Annotated in this window: 1 protein-coding gene and 1 pseudogene; both read right to left on the reverse strand. The window is 76.8% G+C overall.

The features are described 5' to 3' along the window. Positions 1-15: 15 nt before the first annotated feature. Positions 16-11085 carry an SDR family NAD(P)-dependent oxidoreductase gene (locus tag ACIQKA_RS25035; protein ID WP_402542447.1) on the reverse strand — a complete coding sequence of 3690 codons (11070 nt, stop codon included), beginning with the start codon at positions 11083-11085 and terminating at the stop codon, positions 16-18. Between the two features lie 32 nt (positions 11086-11117). Continuing rightward, positions 11118-17042: pseudogene (locus ACIQKA_RS25040) on the reverse strand (SDR family NAD(P)-dependent oxidoreductase); the annotation flags it as partial. Positions 17043-17142: the final 100 nt, after the last annotated feature.

Here is a 17142-nt window from a genome sequence, read left to right on the forward strand (position 1 = left end):
CACGTGCTGTGCGGTTCAGAACCGCTCGTCGATGAATGCGAAGATCTCGTCGTCGTCGGCGTCCTCGATGGACTCGGCCACCGATTCGGCCCCGGTGTCCGCGGGGCGCGGGCCGGCGGGTCCGCCGCCGATGCCGCCCCAGAGGCCGGTGAGGGCCGCGAGCCGGTTGGCGATCTCCTTGTGCGCCGTTTCGTCGGGGCCGGCGGTGCCGTCGGCGGCCCGTCCGGCGAGGGCGCCGAACAGGGCCTCCAGGCGGTCGAGTTCCGCCATGACGGAGGTGCCGCGCGCGTCCGGGGCCGGGGCGGCCGCGGGCGCGGTCCCCTCCGGTGCCAGTTCGCGGTGCAGGTGCGCGGCGAGGGCCGCCGGGGTGGGATGGTCGAAGACCAGGGTGGCCGCGAGGCGCAGTCCGGTGGCCGCGGCCAGCCGGTTGCGCATCTCGACGGCGGTGAGGGAGTCGAACCCGAGCTCCTTGAACGCCCGGTCGACGACGATGCCCTCCGGTCCGCCGTGGCCGAGGACGGCCGCGGCGTGGATCCGCACGGTCTCCAGGACCAGTTCCTCGCGGTCCTCGGGGGCGAGGCCGGCGAGCCGGTCGGCGAGGGTGTCGGCGGAGCCGTCCCGGGCGCGCCGGTCGGCCCGGTGCTCCGTGCCGCCGACGAGGGAGCTGAGGAAGGCGGGGACGGGTCCGGCGGCGCGCAGGGCCGCGTGGTTGAGCCGGATGGGGACCTGGAGGGGGCTGTCGACGGCCTGGGCGGCGTCGAAGAGGGCGAGGCCCTCGGCGTCGGTGAGGGGCATGACGCCGCCCCGGGCGAGCCGTCGGTGCATGCCGCTCTGGTCGAGGTGTCCGGCCATGCGGCTGCTGCTGGACCACAGGCCCCAGGCGAGGGACACGGCGGGCAGGCCGAGGGAGCGGCGGTGGCCGGCGAAGGCGTCGAGGAAGGCATTGGCGGCCGCGTAGCCGCCCTGGCCGGGGCTGCCGAAGAGGGCCGACGAGGAGGAGTAGAGGACGAAGGCGGACAGGTCGAGGTCGCGGGTCAGTTCGTGCAGGTTGAGCACGGCGTCGACCTTGGGGCGCAGGACGGTGTCCAGGCCCTCGGGGGTGAGGGTGGGCAGGGTGCCGTCGGCGAGGACGCCGGCGGTGTGGACGACGGCGGTCAGCGGCTGTTCCGCCGGGACGTCGGCGAGGAGCGCGGCGAGCTGTTCGCGGTCGGCCGCGTCGCAGGCCCGTACGGCGACCTCGGCGCCCAGGGCGGTCAGTTCGGCGGCGAGTTCGGGTGCGCCGTCGGCGTCGGGGCCCTGGCGGCCGGCGAGGACGAGGTGGCGGACGCCGTGCTCGGCGACCAGGTGGCGGGCGACGGCGCTGCCGAGGGTGCCGGTGCCGCCGGTGACCAGGACGGTGCCGTACGGTCCGAAGGACGGCGGCAGGGTGAGGACGAGCTTGCCGGTGTGGCGGGCCTGGCTGAGGGTGCGGAACGCCTCGCGGGCGTGCCGTATCTCGTGGGTGGTCAGCGGCAGGGGTGCGAGGATGCCGGCCTCGAAGAGGACGAGCAGTTCGCGCAGCATCTCGCCGACGGTGTCCGGTCCGGCCTGCACCAGGTCGAAGGCCCGGTAGCGGGTGCCGGGGTGGTCGGCGGCGACCTGCTCCGGGTCGCGGACGTCGGCCTTGCCGAGCTCCAGGAAGTGGCCGCCGCCGGGGAGGAGCCGCAGGCCGGCGTCGACGAACTCGCCGGCGAGGGAGTTGAGGACGATGTCCACGCCCCTGCCGCCGGTCTCGGCGAGGAACTCGTCGGCGAACTGCACGGTGCGGGAGTTGGAGATCGCCCCGTCGCCGAGGCCGAGGCGGCGCAGGGTGTCCCACTTGCCGGTGCTGGCCGTGGCGTACACGGTCAGTCCGTGGTGGCGGGCGAGCTGGAGGGCGGCCATGCCGACGCCGCCGGCGGCCGCGTGGATCAGGACGCTCTGGCCGGGCTTCGCCCCGGCGAGGCGGGTCAGGGCGTACTGGGCGGTGAGGAACACGGCGGGCACGGACGCGGCCTCGGCGTAGGTCCAGCCGGAGGGGATCGGGGCGACCATGCGGTGGTCGGCGATCGCGTACGGGCCGAAGCCGCCGGTCCACATGCCGAAGACGCGGTCGCCGGGGGCGAGTCCGGTGACGCCGGGCCCGACCTCGGTGACGACGCCGGCGCCCTCGGCGCCCATGACGCCCTCGCCGGGGTACATGCCGAGGGCGATGAGGGTGTCGCGGAAGTTGAGGCCGGCGGCGCGGACGGAGATCCGCACCTGGCCGTCGCGGAGCTCGCCCAGGGCGTCGGGCGCCTCGGCCAGGCGCAGGCCCTCCATGGTGCCGGTGCCACTGGTGGTGAGCCGCCAGGCGGCGGTGTCGGCGGGCGGCACGAGGACGTCGCCGCGGTCGGCGCCGGTCCTGGCGAGCCGGGGGACGCGGACGGCGGTGCCGCGGACGGCGGCCTGGGGTTCACCGCAGGCGAGGGCGGCGGCCAGGGCGGTGCCGTTGACGGAGTCCGTGTCGACGTCGAGGAGCGCGAAGCGGCCGGGCTCCTCGGACTGGGCGGAGCGGATCAGGCCCCAGACGGTGGCGGCGGAGGGGTCGCCGAGGTCGTCGTCGGCGCCCGCGGCGACGGCGCCGCGGGTGACCAGGACGAGGGTGGTGCCGGTGAGGGCGCCGCCGTGCTCCAGCCAGGTCTGGGCGAGGTCCAGGGCCCGGTGGGCGGTGGCGTGCGCGGACGCCGCGTCGGGGCGGGGCAGGTGCGGGAAGGAGACGACGACGGTGTCCGGCGCCTGTCCGGCGGCGGCGGCCTCGAACAGCTCGGCCGGGCCGGGGTACCAGTCGCAGGAGGTGCCGGTGGTCTCCAGGGCGGAGGCGACCTTGGCGTGGTCCTCGCCGACGACGGCGATCCGGCGCACGGGCAGGGCCCGGGCGGCGGGGAGCTGCTGCCAGTCGACCTCGTACAGGGCGCCGTTGCGCTTGGCGCGGCCCTCGGGGCCGGCGGCGAGCTGCTCGTCGGAGACGGTCCGCACGACGAGTTCGTCGACGGAGAGGACGGGCCGGCCGGATTCGTCGGTGCACAGCAGGCGGACCGCCTCGGCGCCGGCCGGGGAGACGCTGACGCGCAGCCGGGCGGCGCCCTCGGTGTGGAGGCGGACGCCCCGGACGGCGAACGGCATGCGGGCCCTGCCGTCCTCGGGGAAGAACGAGCCGAGGCTCATGGCCTGGAGGGCGGCGTCGAGGAGCGCCGGGTGCAGGCCGAAGCCGGCGGTGGCGTCGCCGGCCTGCGGCGGGAGGGCGACCTCGGCGTGGACGGTGGCGCCCTCGGTCCAGCCGGTGCCGAAGCCGCGGAAGAGCGGGCCGTAGTCGTAGCCGCGGGCGGTGAACCGCTCGTAGAAGGCCTCGGGGTCGGCGTCGGCGGCGGGCCGGGCGGCGGCCGGGGGCCAGACGGCCGGGCCGGCGGGGGCGGGCGCGTCCCCGGTGGGGGCGACGACGGCCTCGGCGTGGCGGCGCCACGGGGTGCCGGGGTCGGCGCCGGCCTCGCGGGAGTGGACGGTGAGGGTGCGCCTGCCGTCCTCGGCGGCTGCGGTGACGAGCAGGCTCAGCTCGACGGCGCCGTTGTCGGGCAGGACCACGGGGGCCTGGAGGATCAGCTCGTCGAGGCGGCCGCAGCCGTGCTGGCGGCCGGCCCACAGGGCGAGGTCGACGAGGGCGGCGCCGGGCAGCAGGGCCGTGCCCATGAGGGCGTGGTCGGCCAGCCACGGCTGGGTGTCGGAGCCGAGCCGGGCGGTATAGGCGACCGCGCCGGACTCGGGGAGTTCGACGCCGCCGCCGAGCAGCGGGTGGCCGGCCTCGCGGATGCCGATGCCGGCGGCGTCGCCGCGCCGGGCGGGCGCGTGGTACCAGTACCGCTCGCGCTGGAAGGGGTACGTGGGCAGGTCGACGCGGCGGGAGTCGGTGCCGAAGAGGGCGTCGGCGTCGATCTCGACGCCGTTGATGTGCGCCATGCCGAGCGCGGCGCCGAACCAGCGGGCACCGCCCTTCTCGCGGCGCAGGGTGCCGAGGACGGCGGCCCGGCCGCCGACGTCGGCGACGGTCTCCTGGAGGGAGGTGGCGAGCATCGGGTGCGGGCTGGGCTCCAGGAAGACCTCGTAGCCGTCGGCGATCAGGGAGCGGGTGGCCCGCTCGAACTCGACGGGCTCGCGCATGTTCCGGTACCAGTACGCGCTGTCGAGGGCGGCGGTGTCGAGGAGTCCGCCGGTGACGGTGGAGTAGAAGGGGATCTGCCCGGTGCGCGGGGAGACCGGGTCGAGGACCTCCATGAGGTGGTCCTCGAGGGCGTCGACCTGGGCGGAGTGCCCGGCGGTGTCGACGCCGGGGATGGCGCGGGCGTGGATGCCCTCGGCGGTCAGCTCCTCCAGGAGGTCGCGCAGGGCCTCGGGGTCGCCGGCGACGGCGGCGGTGCCGGGGCTGTTGACGGCGGCGACGGACAGCCGGTCGCCGAACCGCTCCAGGCGGGCCCGGATCTGTCCGGCGGGCAGGGACACGGCGAGCATGCCGCCCTTGCCGGCCAGGGTCAGCCAGGCCTGGCTGCGCAGGGCCACGATCCGGGCGGCGTCGTCGAGGGAGAGGCCGCCGGAGACGTACGCGGCGGCGATCTCGCCCTGGGAGTGGCCGACGACGGCGTCGGGGTGGACGCCGATGGCCCGCCAGGCCTCGGCCAGCGACACCATCATCGTGAACAGCACGGGCTGGACGACGTCGACGCGGCTGAGCGACGGGGCGCCGGGCACCTGCCGCAGCACGTCCATGACGGACCAGTCGAGGTAGGCGCGGAGGGCGGCGTCGCAGGCCCGCGCGGACTCGCGGAAGGCGGGCGAGCGGTCGAGCAGCCCCTCGGCCATGGCGGGCCACTGGGAGCCCTGGCCGGGGAAGACGAACGCGATGCGGTCGCCGGGTCCTGCGGTGCCGCGCAGGACGGCCAGGTGCGGCCGGTCCTGGGCGAGGGAGTTGAGGGCGTCGAGGAGTTCCTCGCGGCTCTCGCCGATGACGGCGGCCCGGTGCTCGAAGCGGGCGCGGGCCGTCATCAGGGTGTAGCCGGCGTCGGCCGGGTGCATGCCGGGGTGCTCGGCGAGCCCGGCGCGCAGCCGGGCGGCCTGGGCGCGGAGGGCCGACTCGGAGCGGGCCGAGAACAGCAGCGGGACGGTGACCTCGTCCCACCAGTTGCCGCTCTCGCCGCCGTCCTGCGCGGCGTCGTCGGCGGGGTCGGCGGCGGCGTCGGAGCGCGGCGCCTCCTCGACGATGACGTGGGCGTTGGTGCCGCTGATGCCGAAGGCGGACACGGCGGCGCGGCGCGGGGTGGCGCGCTCGGGCCAGGGCACGTCGTCGGTGAGCAGGGACACCGCGCCCGCGGTCCAGTCGACCCGGGGCGTCGGCTCGTCCACGTGGAGGGTGCGGGGCAGGGTATTGCCGCGCAGGGCGAGGACCATCTTGATGACGCCGGCGACGCCGGCGGCGGCCTGGGTGTGGCCGATGTTGGACTTGACCGAGCCGAGCCACAGCGGGTCGTCGGCGGACCGGGACCCGCCGTAGGTGGCCAGGACGGCCTGGGCCTCGATGGGGTCGCCGAGTTCGGTGCCGGTGCCGTGCGCCTCGACGGCGTCGACGTCCTCGGGGCGCAGTCCGGCGTCGGCGAGGGCCTGGCGGATGACGCGCTGCTGGGAGGGGCCGTTGGGGGCGGTGAGGCCGTTGCTGGCGCCGTCCTGGTTGACGGCCGAGCCGCGGATGACGGCGAGCACCGGGTGCCCGTTGCGCTCGGCGTCGGAGAGGCGCTCGACGAGGAGCATGCCGGCGCCCTCGCCGAGGGCGACGCCGTCGGCGCCGGCCGCGAAGGCGCGGGAGCGCCCGGAGGGGGACATGACGCGCTGGCGGGAGAACTCGACCAGCATCTCCGGGGTGGACATGACGGTGGCGCCGCCGACCAGGGCCATGCCGCACTCGCCGCGGCGCAGCGACTGGACGGCCAGGTGCAGGGCGACGAGGGAGGCCGAGCAGGCGGTGTCGACGGTGACGGCCGGGCCTTCGAGGCCGAAGACGTACGAGAGGCGGCCGGACATGACGCTGGCGGAGTTGCCGGTGCCGAGGTAGCCGTCGAAGTCCTCCTCGCCGTTCTGAAGCAGCGGCATGTAGTGCTGGCCGTTGGTGCCGACGAAGACGCCGGTGCGGGTGCCGCGCAGCACGTTCGGGTCGAATCCGGCGCGCTCGCAGGCCTCCCAGGAGGTCTCCAGGAGGAGCCGTTGCTGCGGGTCCATGGCGAGGGCCTCGCGCGGCGAGATCCCGAAGAACTCCGGGTCGAAGTCGGGGGCCTCGTGGAGGAACCCGCCCTCGCGGACGTAGGTGCGGCCCTGCGCCTCGGGGTCCGGGTCGTAGAGGCCGTCGAGGTCCCAGCCCCGGTTGGTGGGGAAGGTGGTGATGGCGTCGCCGCCGTGGGTCACGAGCTGCCACAGCTCGTCGGGCGTGTTGACGCCGCCGGGGAAGCGGCAGGCCATGGAGACGATGGCGATGGGCTCGCCGTCGCCGCCGGCGGGCGCGGTGGCGAACGGGGCGGCGGTGTCGGGCTCCCGCTCCCCGCTGGCCAGGTCGCCGAGGTGGCGGGCGACGGCCGCGGTGGTGGGGTGGTCGAAGACGAGCGAGGGGGCCAGGGCCAGGCCGGTGGCCTCCCGCAGCCGGTTGCGCAGCTCGACCGCGGTGACCGAGTTGAAGCCCAGCTCCTTGAAGGGCCGGTCGGCGGCGATGCCGTCGCCGGAGGCGTGGCCGAGGACGGCGGCGACGTGCGTGCGCACCAGGCGCACCAGCTCGCGCCGCCGCTCCTCGCCGGTCTTGTCGCGCAGGACGGCCGCGAGGCCGGTCCCGCTGGTGTCCCGCTCGTCCGCGGCGGCCCGCTCGGCGGCCCGGAGCCGCCGGACGGCGGGGAGTTCGTCGAGGAGCGCCGAGGACCGGGCCGCGGTGTACGCGGGCTCGAAGCGCTCCCAGTCGATGTCGGCGACGGCGACGCCGGTCTCGCCCCGGCCGACGATCCCGTCGAGCACGTCGAGGGCGCGCTCCGGGTCGAGGAAGGACAGGCCGGTGCGGAAGAGCTGCTCGGCGGCGGGCCCGGCGGCGACGTCCTGCCAGGGCGTCCAGGCGACGGAGGTGGCGGGCAGCCCGCGGCTCCGGCGCCCCTCGGCGAGGGCGTCGAGGTACGCCGTGCCGGCCGCGTAGCCGCCCTGGCCCGCGCCGCCCCACACGCCGGCGACGGAGGAGAAGACGACGAACGCGTCGAGCTCCGCGTCCGCCAGCAGGCCGTCGAGGCGGGTGGCCAGGTCGGTCTTGGCCTCGACGGCGGCGGCGAAGCCCTCCATCGTGGTCTCGGTCAGGGGGGTGAGGGGGGCCGTCGGCGGGGCGACGTAGACGGCGGTCGGGGCGTGCTCGGCGAGGAGGGCGCGCAGCTCCTCCCGGTCGTCGAGCGCGCAGGGCACGACGGTGGTGCGGTCGGCGGTCTCCTCCTGGAGGGTGCCGGTGATCCCGGCGAGGACGACCCGCTCGGCGCCGCCGGAGAGCAGGCGGCGGGAGAGGGGCCCGGCCACGGCGGCGACGTCGCCGACGACGAGGACGGTGCCGCGCGGGCGGGCCACGGCGGCGGCGGGCGCGGCGGGCGCCCGGACCAGGCGGCGGCCGTACGTGCCGGAGCCGCGGACGGCGACCTGGTCGTCGGTGCCGGGGGCGGCGAGGACCCCGGCGAGCTGCTGGAAGGAGCGGGCGTCGGCCGTGGCCGGCAGGTCCGCGAGTCCGCCCCAGCGGGCGGGGAGTTCGAGGGCGGCGACCCGCCCGAGGCCCCAGATCTGGGCCTGCGCGGGGGACGGGGTCTCGGCCGGGGCCACGGCGGCGGCACCGAAGGTGACGGCCCACAGCCGGGCCTCGGTCCCGGCGTCGGCGGCGCCCTGGGCGAGGGCGAGGGTGCTGGCCAGGCCGAGCGGGACGGCCGGGTGGTCGGGGTGCGCGCCCTCCGCGAGGGCCAGGAGGGACAGGACGCCGGTGAGCGGCTCGGCCCCGGCCCGGCCGGCGGACTCGGCGAGCCGGGCCCGCAGCAGGGACCGGTCGGCGGCGGCCGGGTTCACGGCGAACGGCTCGACGACGGCGCCCCGGTCGGCCAGGGCCCGCCGGGCGGCCTCGGCGGCCTCGGAACCGGTCAGCGCCTCGGGCAGGACGAGCAGCCAGCGCCCGGAGAGCCGGGCGGCGGGGTCCACGGCGCTCAGGCCCTTCCAGGCGGTGCGGTAGCGCCAGGCCTCGGGCCCGGAGGCCTCGACGGCGGTGGCGGCCACCGGGGCGGCCGTCCTCTCCAGCCAGTGGCGCTCGTGCTGGAAGGCGTACGTGGGCAGGTCGACGGTCCGGGCGCCGGTGCCCTCGAAGAGGGTGGCCCAGTCGATGTCGACGCCGCGGACGAACAGCTCGGCGGCAGAGGTCAGGAACCGTTCGAGACCGCCCTCGTCGCGCCGGAGGGAACCGCCGGCGAGCACGTCGAGCCCGGCGGCTTCGGCGGTCTCGTGGATGCCGATGCCGAGGACGGGGTGGGCGCTGGACTCGACGAAGGTGCCGAAGCCCCGGTCGAGCAGCAGCCGGACGGTGTCTTCGAAGCGGACGGTCTGGCGGAGGTTGCGGTACCAGTAGGAGGCGTCGAGCGTGGTGGTGTCGGCCGGTTCGCCGGTCACGGTGGAGTAGAAGGGGATCTCGGAGCGACGCGGCTGGATCGGTCCCAGGACGTTGAGGAGTTCGGCCTCGATCCGCTCGACGTGGGCGGAGTGGGAGGCGTAGTCGACCGGGACCTGACGGGCGCGGACATCCTCGGCCTGATATGCGGCGACGATCTCCACGATGGCGTCGGCGTCACCGGCCACCACCGTGCTGGAGGGCCCGTTGACGGCCGCCACGCTCAGACGACCGGCCCACTCGTCGGAAGCGAGGCGTTCTTCGACCTGGACGCGCGGCAGCGGGATCGACGCCATGCCGCCCAGGCCCGCCAGCTCACGGCCGATGACCCCGGCGCGCAGGGCCACGACACGGGCCGCGTCCTGCAAGGACAGGGCTCCCGAGACGGCTGCGGCGGCGATCTCACCCTGCGAGTGACCCACCACAGCATCCGGTACGACCCCGAGCGAGCGCCACAGCTCGGCCAGCGAGACCATGACGGCCCACGTCACCGGCTGCACCACATCGACACGGTCCAGCGAGTGGCCTTCCCGTACGACCTCGACCGCGTCGAAGTCCACGAACGGCGCCAAAGCGTCGGCGCACTCCCGCAGCCGCGCGGCGAACACCGGCGAGGCCTCCAGCAGACCCGCGCCCATCCCCACCCACTGCGTCCCCTGACCCGGGAACACCAGCACCCGGCGGCCGTGGTCCCCGGTCGTGCCCTCGATCGTCAGGTCGCCGAGGGAGACGGAGCGGTGGTCCAGGTGCGAGCGGCCGGTGGCGAGGCTGAGGGCCACGTCGAGCGGGCGCAGGCCCGGGTCGGTCTCCGTGCGGGCCCGCAGCCGGGCGGACTGTGCTTCCAGGGCGGTCGCCGACTTCGCGGACACCACCAGGGGGACGACGGGGAGTTCGCGGGTCGCGGGCTCCTCCGTCGTCTCCGGTGCGGGGGCCTGTTCCAGGATGACGTGGGCGTTGGTTCCGCTGACGCCGAAGGAGGAGACGCCCGCGCGGCGCGGACGCCCGGTCTCCGGCCACGCGCGCGACTCGGTGAGGAGGGAGACCGCGCCGGCCTCCCAGTCGACCTGTGAGGACGGGGCGTCGACGTGCAGGGTCTTGGGCAGGACGCCCTCCCGCATGGCCATCACCATTTTGATGACGCCGCCGACTCCGGCGGCGGCCTGCGCGTGCCCGATGTTCGACTTCAGCGAGCCCAGCCACAACGGCTGCTCCGCCGGCCGTCGGCCATAGGTCGCCAGCAGCGCCTGCGCCTCGATCGGGTCGCCCAGCCTCGTCCCCGTGCCGTGCGCCTCGACCGCGTCCACATCGGCGGTGCCCAGACCGGCGGACTCCAGCGCGGCCCGGATCACCCGCTGCTGCGAAGGACCGTTCGGCGCCGTCAGACCGTTGCTCGCACCGTCCTGATTCACCGCCGAACCCCGCACCACCGCCAGCACACGATGGCCCTTGGCCACCGCGTCCGACAACCGCTCCACCAGCAGCACGCCCACGCCCTCGGCCCAGCCCGTGCCGTCCGCACCCTCCGCGAACGCCTTGCACCGACCGTCCGACGCCAGACCCCGCTGCTGCGAGAACTCCACGAAGGTGCCGGGCGTGGCCATGACGGTGACGCCGCCCGCGAGGGCGAGGTCGCACTCGCCGGAGCGCAGCGACTGGGCGGCGAGGTGGAGGGCGACCAGGGAGGAGGAGCAGGCCGTGTCGACCGTGACCGCCGGACCCTCCAGGCCCAGCGCGTAGGAGATGCGGCCGGAGACGACGCTGCCGGAGGTGCCGGTGCCGCCGTAGCCGCCCGCGTCCTCGTCGGTGGCGGCCCGGTCGGTGCCGTAGTCGTGGTACATCGATCCGACGAAGACGCCGGTGCGGGAGCCCTTGAGCGAGTCGGCCGGAACCCCCGCCCGCTCCAACGCCTCCCAGGACGTCTCCAGGAGAAGACGCTGCTGCGGATCCATCGCCACCGCCTCACGCGGCGAGATGCCGAAGAAGCCGGCGTCGAACTCGCCCGCGCCGTGGAGGAAACCGCCCTCACGCACGTACGAACGACCGGGAGTGCCCGGCTCCGGGTCGAACAGCGACTCCACGTCCCAGCCACGGTCCCCCGGGAACGGCGACACCGCGTCCGCCCCCGACGCCACCAACTCCCACAACCCCTCCGGAGAACCCACCCCACCCGGGAAACGGCACGCCATCCCCACGATCGCGATGGGTTCGCTGCCGCGCTCCTCGACCGCGCGCAGCTTTTCTCGGGTCTCGTGCAGCTCGGTCATGGCACGGCGCAGGTAGTCGCGGAGCCTGCCCTCGTTGCCGGTGGCGTCGTTGTGGGTGTCGTTAGCGGACACAGCTCTCCCCTGGAGGTGTCGGTGCCGGGACTTCAGGCGGTGCGGAAGCCACTGTCGAACAGCTGGAACAGCTCGTCGTCGGAGGCGGAATGGAGTAGTTCGGTGACGTCGCCGGTGTCCGGGGCGTCCGGATCCGGGGTGGGTGCGGACCGATCCGGGGTGCGCCCGGCCGGGTCCGCGGCGGTGGTGCCGAGGTCGGCGAGCAGTGCTCCGAGGCGGTCGGCGACGGCCCGCCGGGCCTCTTCGCCGAGGCCGGGCAGGCCGTGTCCGGCCCGGTTCGCGGCCTCGGCGAGCCGGTCCAGCAGGGCGAGTACGGAGGCCTCGGCGCCCGGCAGTTCCCCGTCGAGGTGTTCGGCGAGGGCCAGCGGCGTCGGGTGGTCGAAGACCAGGGTCGCGGTCAGCCGCAGCCCGGTGGCCTCCGTGAGCCGGTTGCGCAGCTCCACGGCGGTGAGCGAGTCGAAGCCGGCTTCCTTGAAGCTGCGGCCCGGAGCGATCTCGGCCGGTCCGGCGTGGCCGAGCACGGCAGCGACCTCGGTGCGTACGAGATCGAGGAGGAGCGCGGCGCGTTCGGCCCGGGGCAGGTCCGCGACCCGGTCGGCGAACCCGGCGGGCCGCTCGGCGTCCGTGCTCCCGGCGGCCGGTCGCGCGGTGCGCGCGGCCTGGCGGCGGGCCGGGGGTCCGGCGAGGCCGCGCAGGACCTCGGGCAGGGCGCTGCCGGCGTCGCGGGCCGCGGCGGGGTCGACGCGCAGGGGCAGCAGGACCGGTTCCTCGCGGGCGAGTGCCGCGTCGAGGAGGGCGAGGGCCTCGGGGTGCGGGAGGGGGACGAGTCCGCCGCGGCGCAGCCGGGCGGCGTCGGCCCCGGAGAGCGCGCCGGCCATGCCCTCGCCGGCCCAGGGACCCCAGGCGAGGGAGAGGGCGGGCAGTCCCCGGGAGCGCCGCCAGGAGGCGAAGGCGTCCAGGTGGGCGTTGGCGGCGGCGTAGGTGGACTGTCCGGCGCTGCCGAGGAGTCCGGCGGCGGAGGAGAAGAGCACGAACGCGTCGAGGGCGTGGTCGCGGGTGAGGTCGTGCAGGACGCGGACGGCGTCGGCCTTGGGCCGCAGGACGGCGGCGAGGCGGTCGGCGCTCTGGTCGGCGACCAGACCGTCGTCGAGTACGCCCGCGGTGTGGAACACGGCGGTGAGGGGGTGGGCGGCGGGCAGGCCGGCGAGGAGCGCGCCGAGGGCCTCGCGGTCGGCGGCGTCGCAGGCGGCGACGCGGACGGTGGCGCCCGCCTCGGTGAGTTCGGCGGTGAGGCGGGCCGCCTCGGGGGCGTCCGGGCCGCGCCGGCTGGTGAGGAGCAGGTGCCGTGCGCCGTGCCGGTGGACCAGGTGGCGGGCGACGGCGGAGCCGAGGCCGCCGGTGCCGCCGGTGACGAGGACGGTGCCGTCGGGGTGCGGGAGGGGGCCGGTGGGCGCGGTGGCGGGGGTGGCGCGGACGGCGGCCGGGGCGTGCGGGACGCCGTCGCGCAGGGCGAGCTGTCCGGGCGCGTCGTCGCGGGTGAGGGCGGCGGGCAGGGCGGCGTAGGAGGCCGGGGCGGTGTCGAGGTCGACGAGGGCGAAGCGGCCGGGGTGCTCGGTCCGCGCGGAGCGGACCAGGCCCCAGGCGGTGGCGGCCGCCGGGTCGGTGACGGGGCCGGCGCAGTCGACGGCGCCGTGGGTGAGCAGGGTGAGGCAGGCTCCGGCGAGGTGCGGGGCGGCGAGCCAGGCCTGGACGAGTCCGAGGGCGCGGGCCCCGGCCCCGTACGGGTCCCCGGCTCCACGCAGGTCGGCGAGCGCCCGGACGGGCCTGTCGTCCCCGCCGCGCACGCCGTCCGTGTCCGTCGGGTCGGCGTGGTGCCGCACGCGGGCGCCGGAGGCGGTCAGGGCCTCGGCCACGGCCGGGTCGTGGTCGCCCAGGAGGTACCAGTCGGCGTCCCGGACGGCGGCCGTCCCGGGGGCGGTGTCGGGGGCGGCCGGGAGGGGGTTCCAGACGGGCCGCAGCAGCGGGGCGGTGCCGGAGGCGGCGGTGGCCGTGGCGGCGACGCGGTCGGCGGAGATCCGGCGCAGGGCGAGGGAGCGGGCGGCGAAGACGGCCCGGCCCCCGGGGTCGGCGGCGGTGACCGCGACGGCGTCGGGGCCGGCCGGGGAGATCCGGATCCGCAGGGCGTCGGCGCCCGTGGCGTGCAGGGCGGCGCCGGTCCAGGCGAAGGGGACGAGCCCGTGGGCGTCCTCGCGGGTGGCGGTGACGGCGTGCAGGGCGGCGTCGAGGAGGGCGGGGTGGATCCCGTACGCGGGGGCCTCGGCGGCCTCGGGCTCGGGCAGGGCGGCGTACGCGTAGACGTCCCCGCCGAGCCGCCAGGCGGCGCGCAGGCCCCGGAAGGCGGGGCCGTAGCCGATGCCGGCCCCGGCGAACCGCTCGTACTCCCCGTCGAGCGCGACGGGTTCGGCGCCCTCGGGCGGCCAGGTGCCGGTCAGGCCGGTGAGGTCGGGCGCTTCGACGGGTCCGCCGGTGTGGCCGGTGGCGTGCAGGGTCCAGCCGTCGTCGGCGGGACCGTCGGCCCGGGTGCCGGCCGGGGCGGAGTGGACGGCGACGGGCCGGGTGCCGTCGGCGGCGGCCGGGCCCTGCCACAGGCGCAGCCGGACGGGCGCGTCCTCGGGCAGGACGAGCGGGTGCTCGAAGGCGAGTTCCGCGACGCCGTCCTCGCCCGCGGCGGTCAGGGCGAGTTCGAGGAGGGCGGTGCCGGGGAGCACCGGGCGGCCCGCGAGGGTGTGCTCGGCGGTCCACGGGTGGGTGCGGGTGGACAGGGCGGCCGTCCAGACGGTGCCCCGGGCGTCGGGGAGCTCGACGGCGGCGGCGAGCAGGGGGTGTCCGGCCGGGGAGAGCCCGGCGGCGGACAGCGGGGCCTGCGGGGCGGGGGCGTCGAGCCAGTAACGGCTGCGCCGGAAGGCGTACGTGGGCAGTTCGGCGGCCAGCGCGGTGCCGGTCCCGGGGTGCGGCGCGGGGGCGAGGGACACGGGCAGGCCGTGCACGTGGGCGGTGGCCACGGCCTGTGCGAAGGCGGTGTCCTCGGGGCGGCCCCGGCGCAGTACGGAGAAGGTGACGGGGGCCGGGCCCGTCCGGCGCCGGTCCGGCCCGTCGGCGTCGACGCCACTGTCGGTGCCGGTGCCGGTGCCGGTGCCGGTGCCGGTTTCGGTTTCGGCGTCGAGGACGGTGCGGGTCATCGCGGTGAGCACGGCGTCCGGGCCGAGTTCGAGGAAGGTGTCGACGCCTTCGGCGCGCAGGGCGCGCAGACCGTCGAGGAACCGCACGGGCCGGCGCGCGTGGCGGACCCAGTGGTCCGCGCCCAGCGCGTCGCCCGCGGCGAGCTCTCCGGTCAGGTTCGACATGACAGGAATCTTCGGCAGCCGGTATTCGAGACCGCGAGCGATCGTTTCGAACTGTGTCAACATGCCGTCCATGTGCGGCGAGTGGAAGGCGTGACTGACCTTCAGGAGCTTCGCGGCACGACCGCGGCTCTTCCAGAACCCGACCAGTTCGCGGACGGCGCCGTCGTCCCCGGCGACGACGACGGCGGCGGGACCGTTGACGGCGGCGAGGTCGATCTCGGCCTCGCGGCCCGCGAGCTGGGGCGCGACCTCCTCCGCGCTCGCGGCGACGGCGCCCATGGCTCCGCCGCCGGGCAGCGCGCCCATGAGGCGGCCCCGGGCGGCGACCAGACGGGCCGCGTCGGCGAGGTCGAACACGCCCGCGACGTGGGCGGCGGTGATCTCGCCGACGGAGTGCCCGGCCACGACGTCCGGGCGCAGGCCGCGCGAGGTGACGAGGGCGTGGAGGGCGGCCTCCAGGGCGAACAGCGCGGGCTGGGTGTACTCGGTGCGGTCGAGCAGCGCGGCGTCGGGCGAGCCGGGCCCGGCGAACATCACCTCACGCAGCGGGCGTTCCAGGTGCGGTGCGAAGGCGGCGCAGATCTCGTCGAGGGCGCGGGCGAACACCGGCTGGGACGCGTACAGCCCGCGGCCCGTGCCGGGGCGCTGGCTGCCCTGGCCGGTGAAGAGGAAGGCGGTGCGGCGGCCGGCGGCGGCGCGCCCGGTGACCACGCGGGCCGGGTCGGCACCCGCCCCGGCGGCCAGGGCCTCGACCCCGCGCAGCAGCTCCCCGGCGTCGGCCCCGAGCACCACGGCCCGCTGGGGGAACGCGGTGCGGTGGTGGGCGAGGACGGAGGCGACGGCGGCCGGGTCGATCGCCGGGGCGGTCGTATCGGTCGTGTCGATCGTGTCGGCCGGTCCGGTCATGTCGGCCGTATTGGCCGGTCCGGCCGTGTCGGCCGGGTTGGTCGGTCCGGTCGTGTCGGCCGGGTTGCCCGTGAGGTCGGCGGTGGGGGCGGTGAGGTGGTCGGCGAGCCGTCGGGCCTGGGCGCGCAGGGCGGTCTCGTCGCGCGCGGAGAGGGCCCAGGCGTGGGTGCCGGGGGTCGGGTGGACCACCGGGGCGGGCTCGGCGGGGGCGGGGCCGGTGGCGGACTCGGCCGAAGGGGGATCTGCCGGAGCGGAACCGGTGGCGGTCGGTTCGGCCGGAACCCGGTCCTCCTCCAGGATGACGTGCGCGTTGGTGCCGCTGGCGCCGAACGCGGAGACGCCCGCCCGGCGGGGCTCGCCCGGCCGTTCGGGCCACGGGGTGTGCTCGGTGAGCAGGGAGACCGCGCCCGCCGACCAGTCGATCCGCGTGGACGGCACGTCGGCGTGGAGGGTGCGGGGCAGGGCGCCGTGCCGCAGGGCGAGGACGGTCTTGATGACGCCCGCGACGCCCGCCGCGGCCTGCGCGTGCCCGATGTTCGACTTGAGGGAGCCGAGCAGCAGCGGCGACGAGGCCGACCGGCCCCGGCCGTAGGTGGCGAGCAGGGCCTGCGCCTCGATGGGGTCGCCGAGGCGGGTGCCGGTGCCGTGCGCCTCGACGGCGTCGACCTGGTCGGCGGTGAGCCGGGCGTTGGCGAGGGCGGCCCGGATGACCCGCTGCTGGGCGGGGCCGTTGGGGGCGGTGAGGCCCGCCCCGGTGCCGTCCTGGTTGACGGCGGAGCCCCGGAGGACGGCCAGGACCGTGCGGCCCTCGCGGCGGGCGTCGGAGAGCCGCTGGAGCAGCAGCATGCCGGCGCCCTCGCCGAAGCCGGTGCCGTCGGCGCCGTCGGCGAACGCCTTGCAGCGTCCGTCGGCGGCGAGCCCGCGCTGCCGGGAGAAGTCGATGAACATCGTCGGCGTGGACAGGACGGTCGCGCCGCCCGCGAGCGCGAGGTCGCACTCCCCGGCGCGCAGGGCCTGCGCGGCCAGGTGGACGGCGACGAGCGAGGAGGAGCAGGCGGTGTCGACGGTGACGGCGGGACCGCGCAGGCCGAAGGCGTACGAGATCCGGCCGGAGGCGACGCTGCCGGCGCTGCCGTTGACGAGGTAGCCCTCCAGGCCCTCGGGGATCCGGCCGCCGGGGACGTGCGGGACGCGGGCGCCGTAGTCGTCGTACATCACGCCCGCGTACACGCCCGTACGGCTGTCGCGCACGGCGTCGAGGCCGAGTCCCGCCCGCTCCAGGGCCTCCCAGGAGGTTTCGAGGAGGAGCCGCTGCTGCGGGTCCATGGCGAGGGCCTCGCGCGGCGAGATCCCGAAGAACTCCGGGTCGAAGTCCGCGCAGTCGTGGAGGAAGCCGCCTTCGCGGGCGTAGCTGGTGCCGTGCGCGTCCGGGTCCGGGTCGTAGAGCGCCTCCAGGTCCCAGCCCCGGTCCCGGGGCAGCGCGGAGACGGCGTCGGTGCCGGACTCCAGGAGCTTCCAGAGCGCCTCGGGGCTGTCGGCGCCGCCGGGGAGCCGGCAGCTCATCGCGACGATGGCGATCGGCTCCCGGGCGGCCTCGGCGGCCTCCTCGGCGGTGCGCAGCCGGGTCCGGGTGGCGACGAGTTCGGCGGTGACGCGCTTGAGGTAGTCGCGGACCTTGTCGTTGTTCCCGGCGGCACTGGTGCTCGCGCTTCCGGCACCCGTGTTCCCGGCGGTCGTGCTTCCGGTG

The sequence above is a fragment of the Streptomyces sp. NPDC092045 genome, assembly GCF_044756005.1.
Lineage (GTDB): Bacteria > Actinomycetota > Actinomycetes > Streptomycetales > Streptomycetaceae > Streptomyces.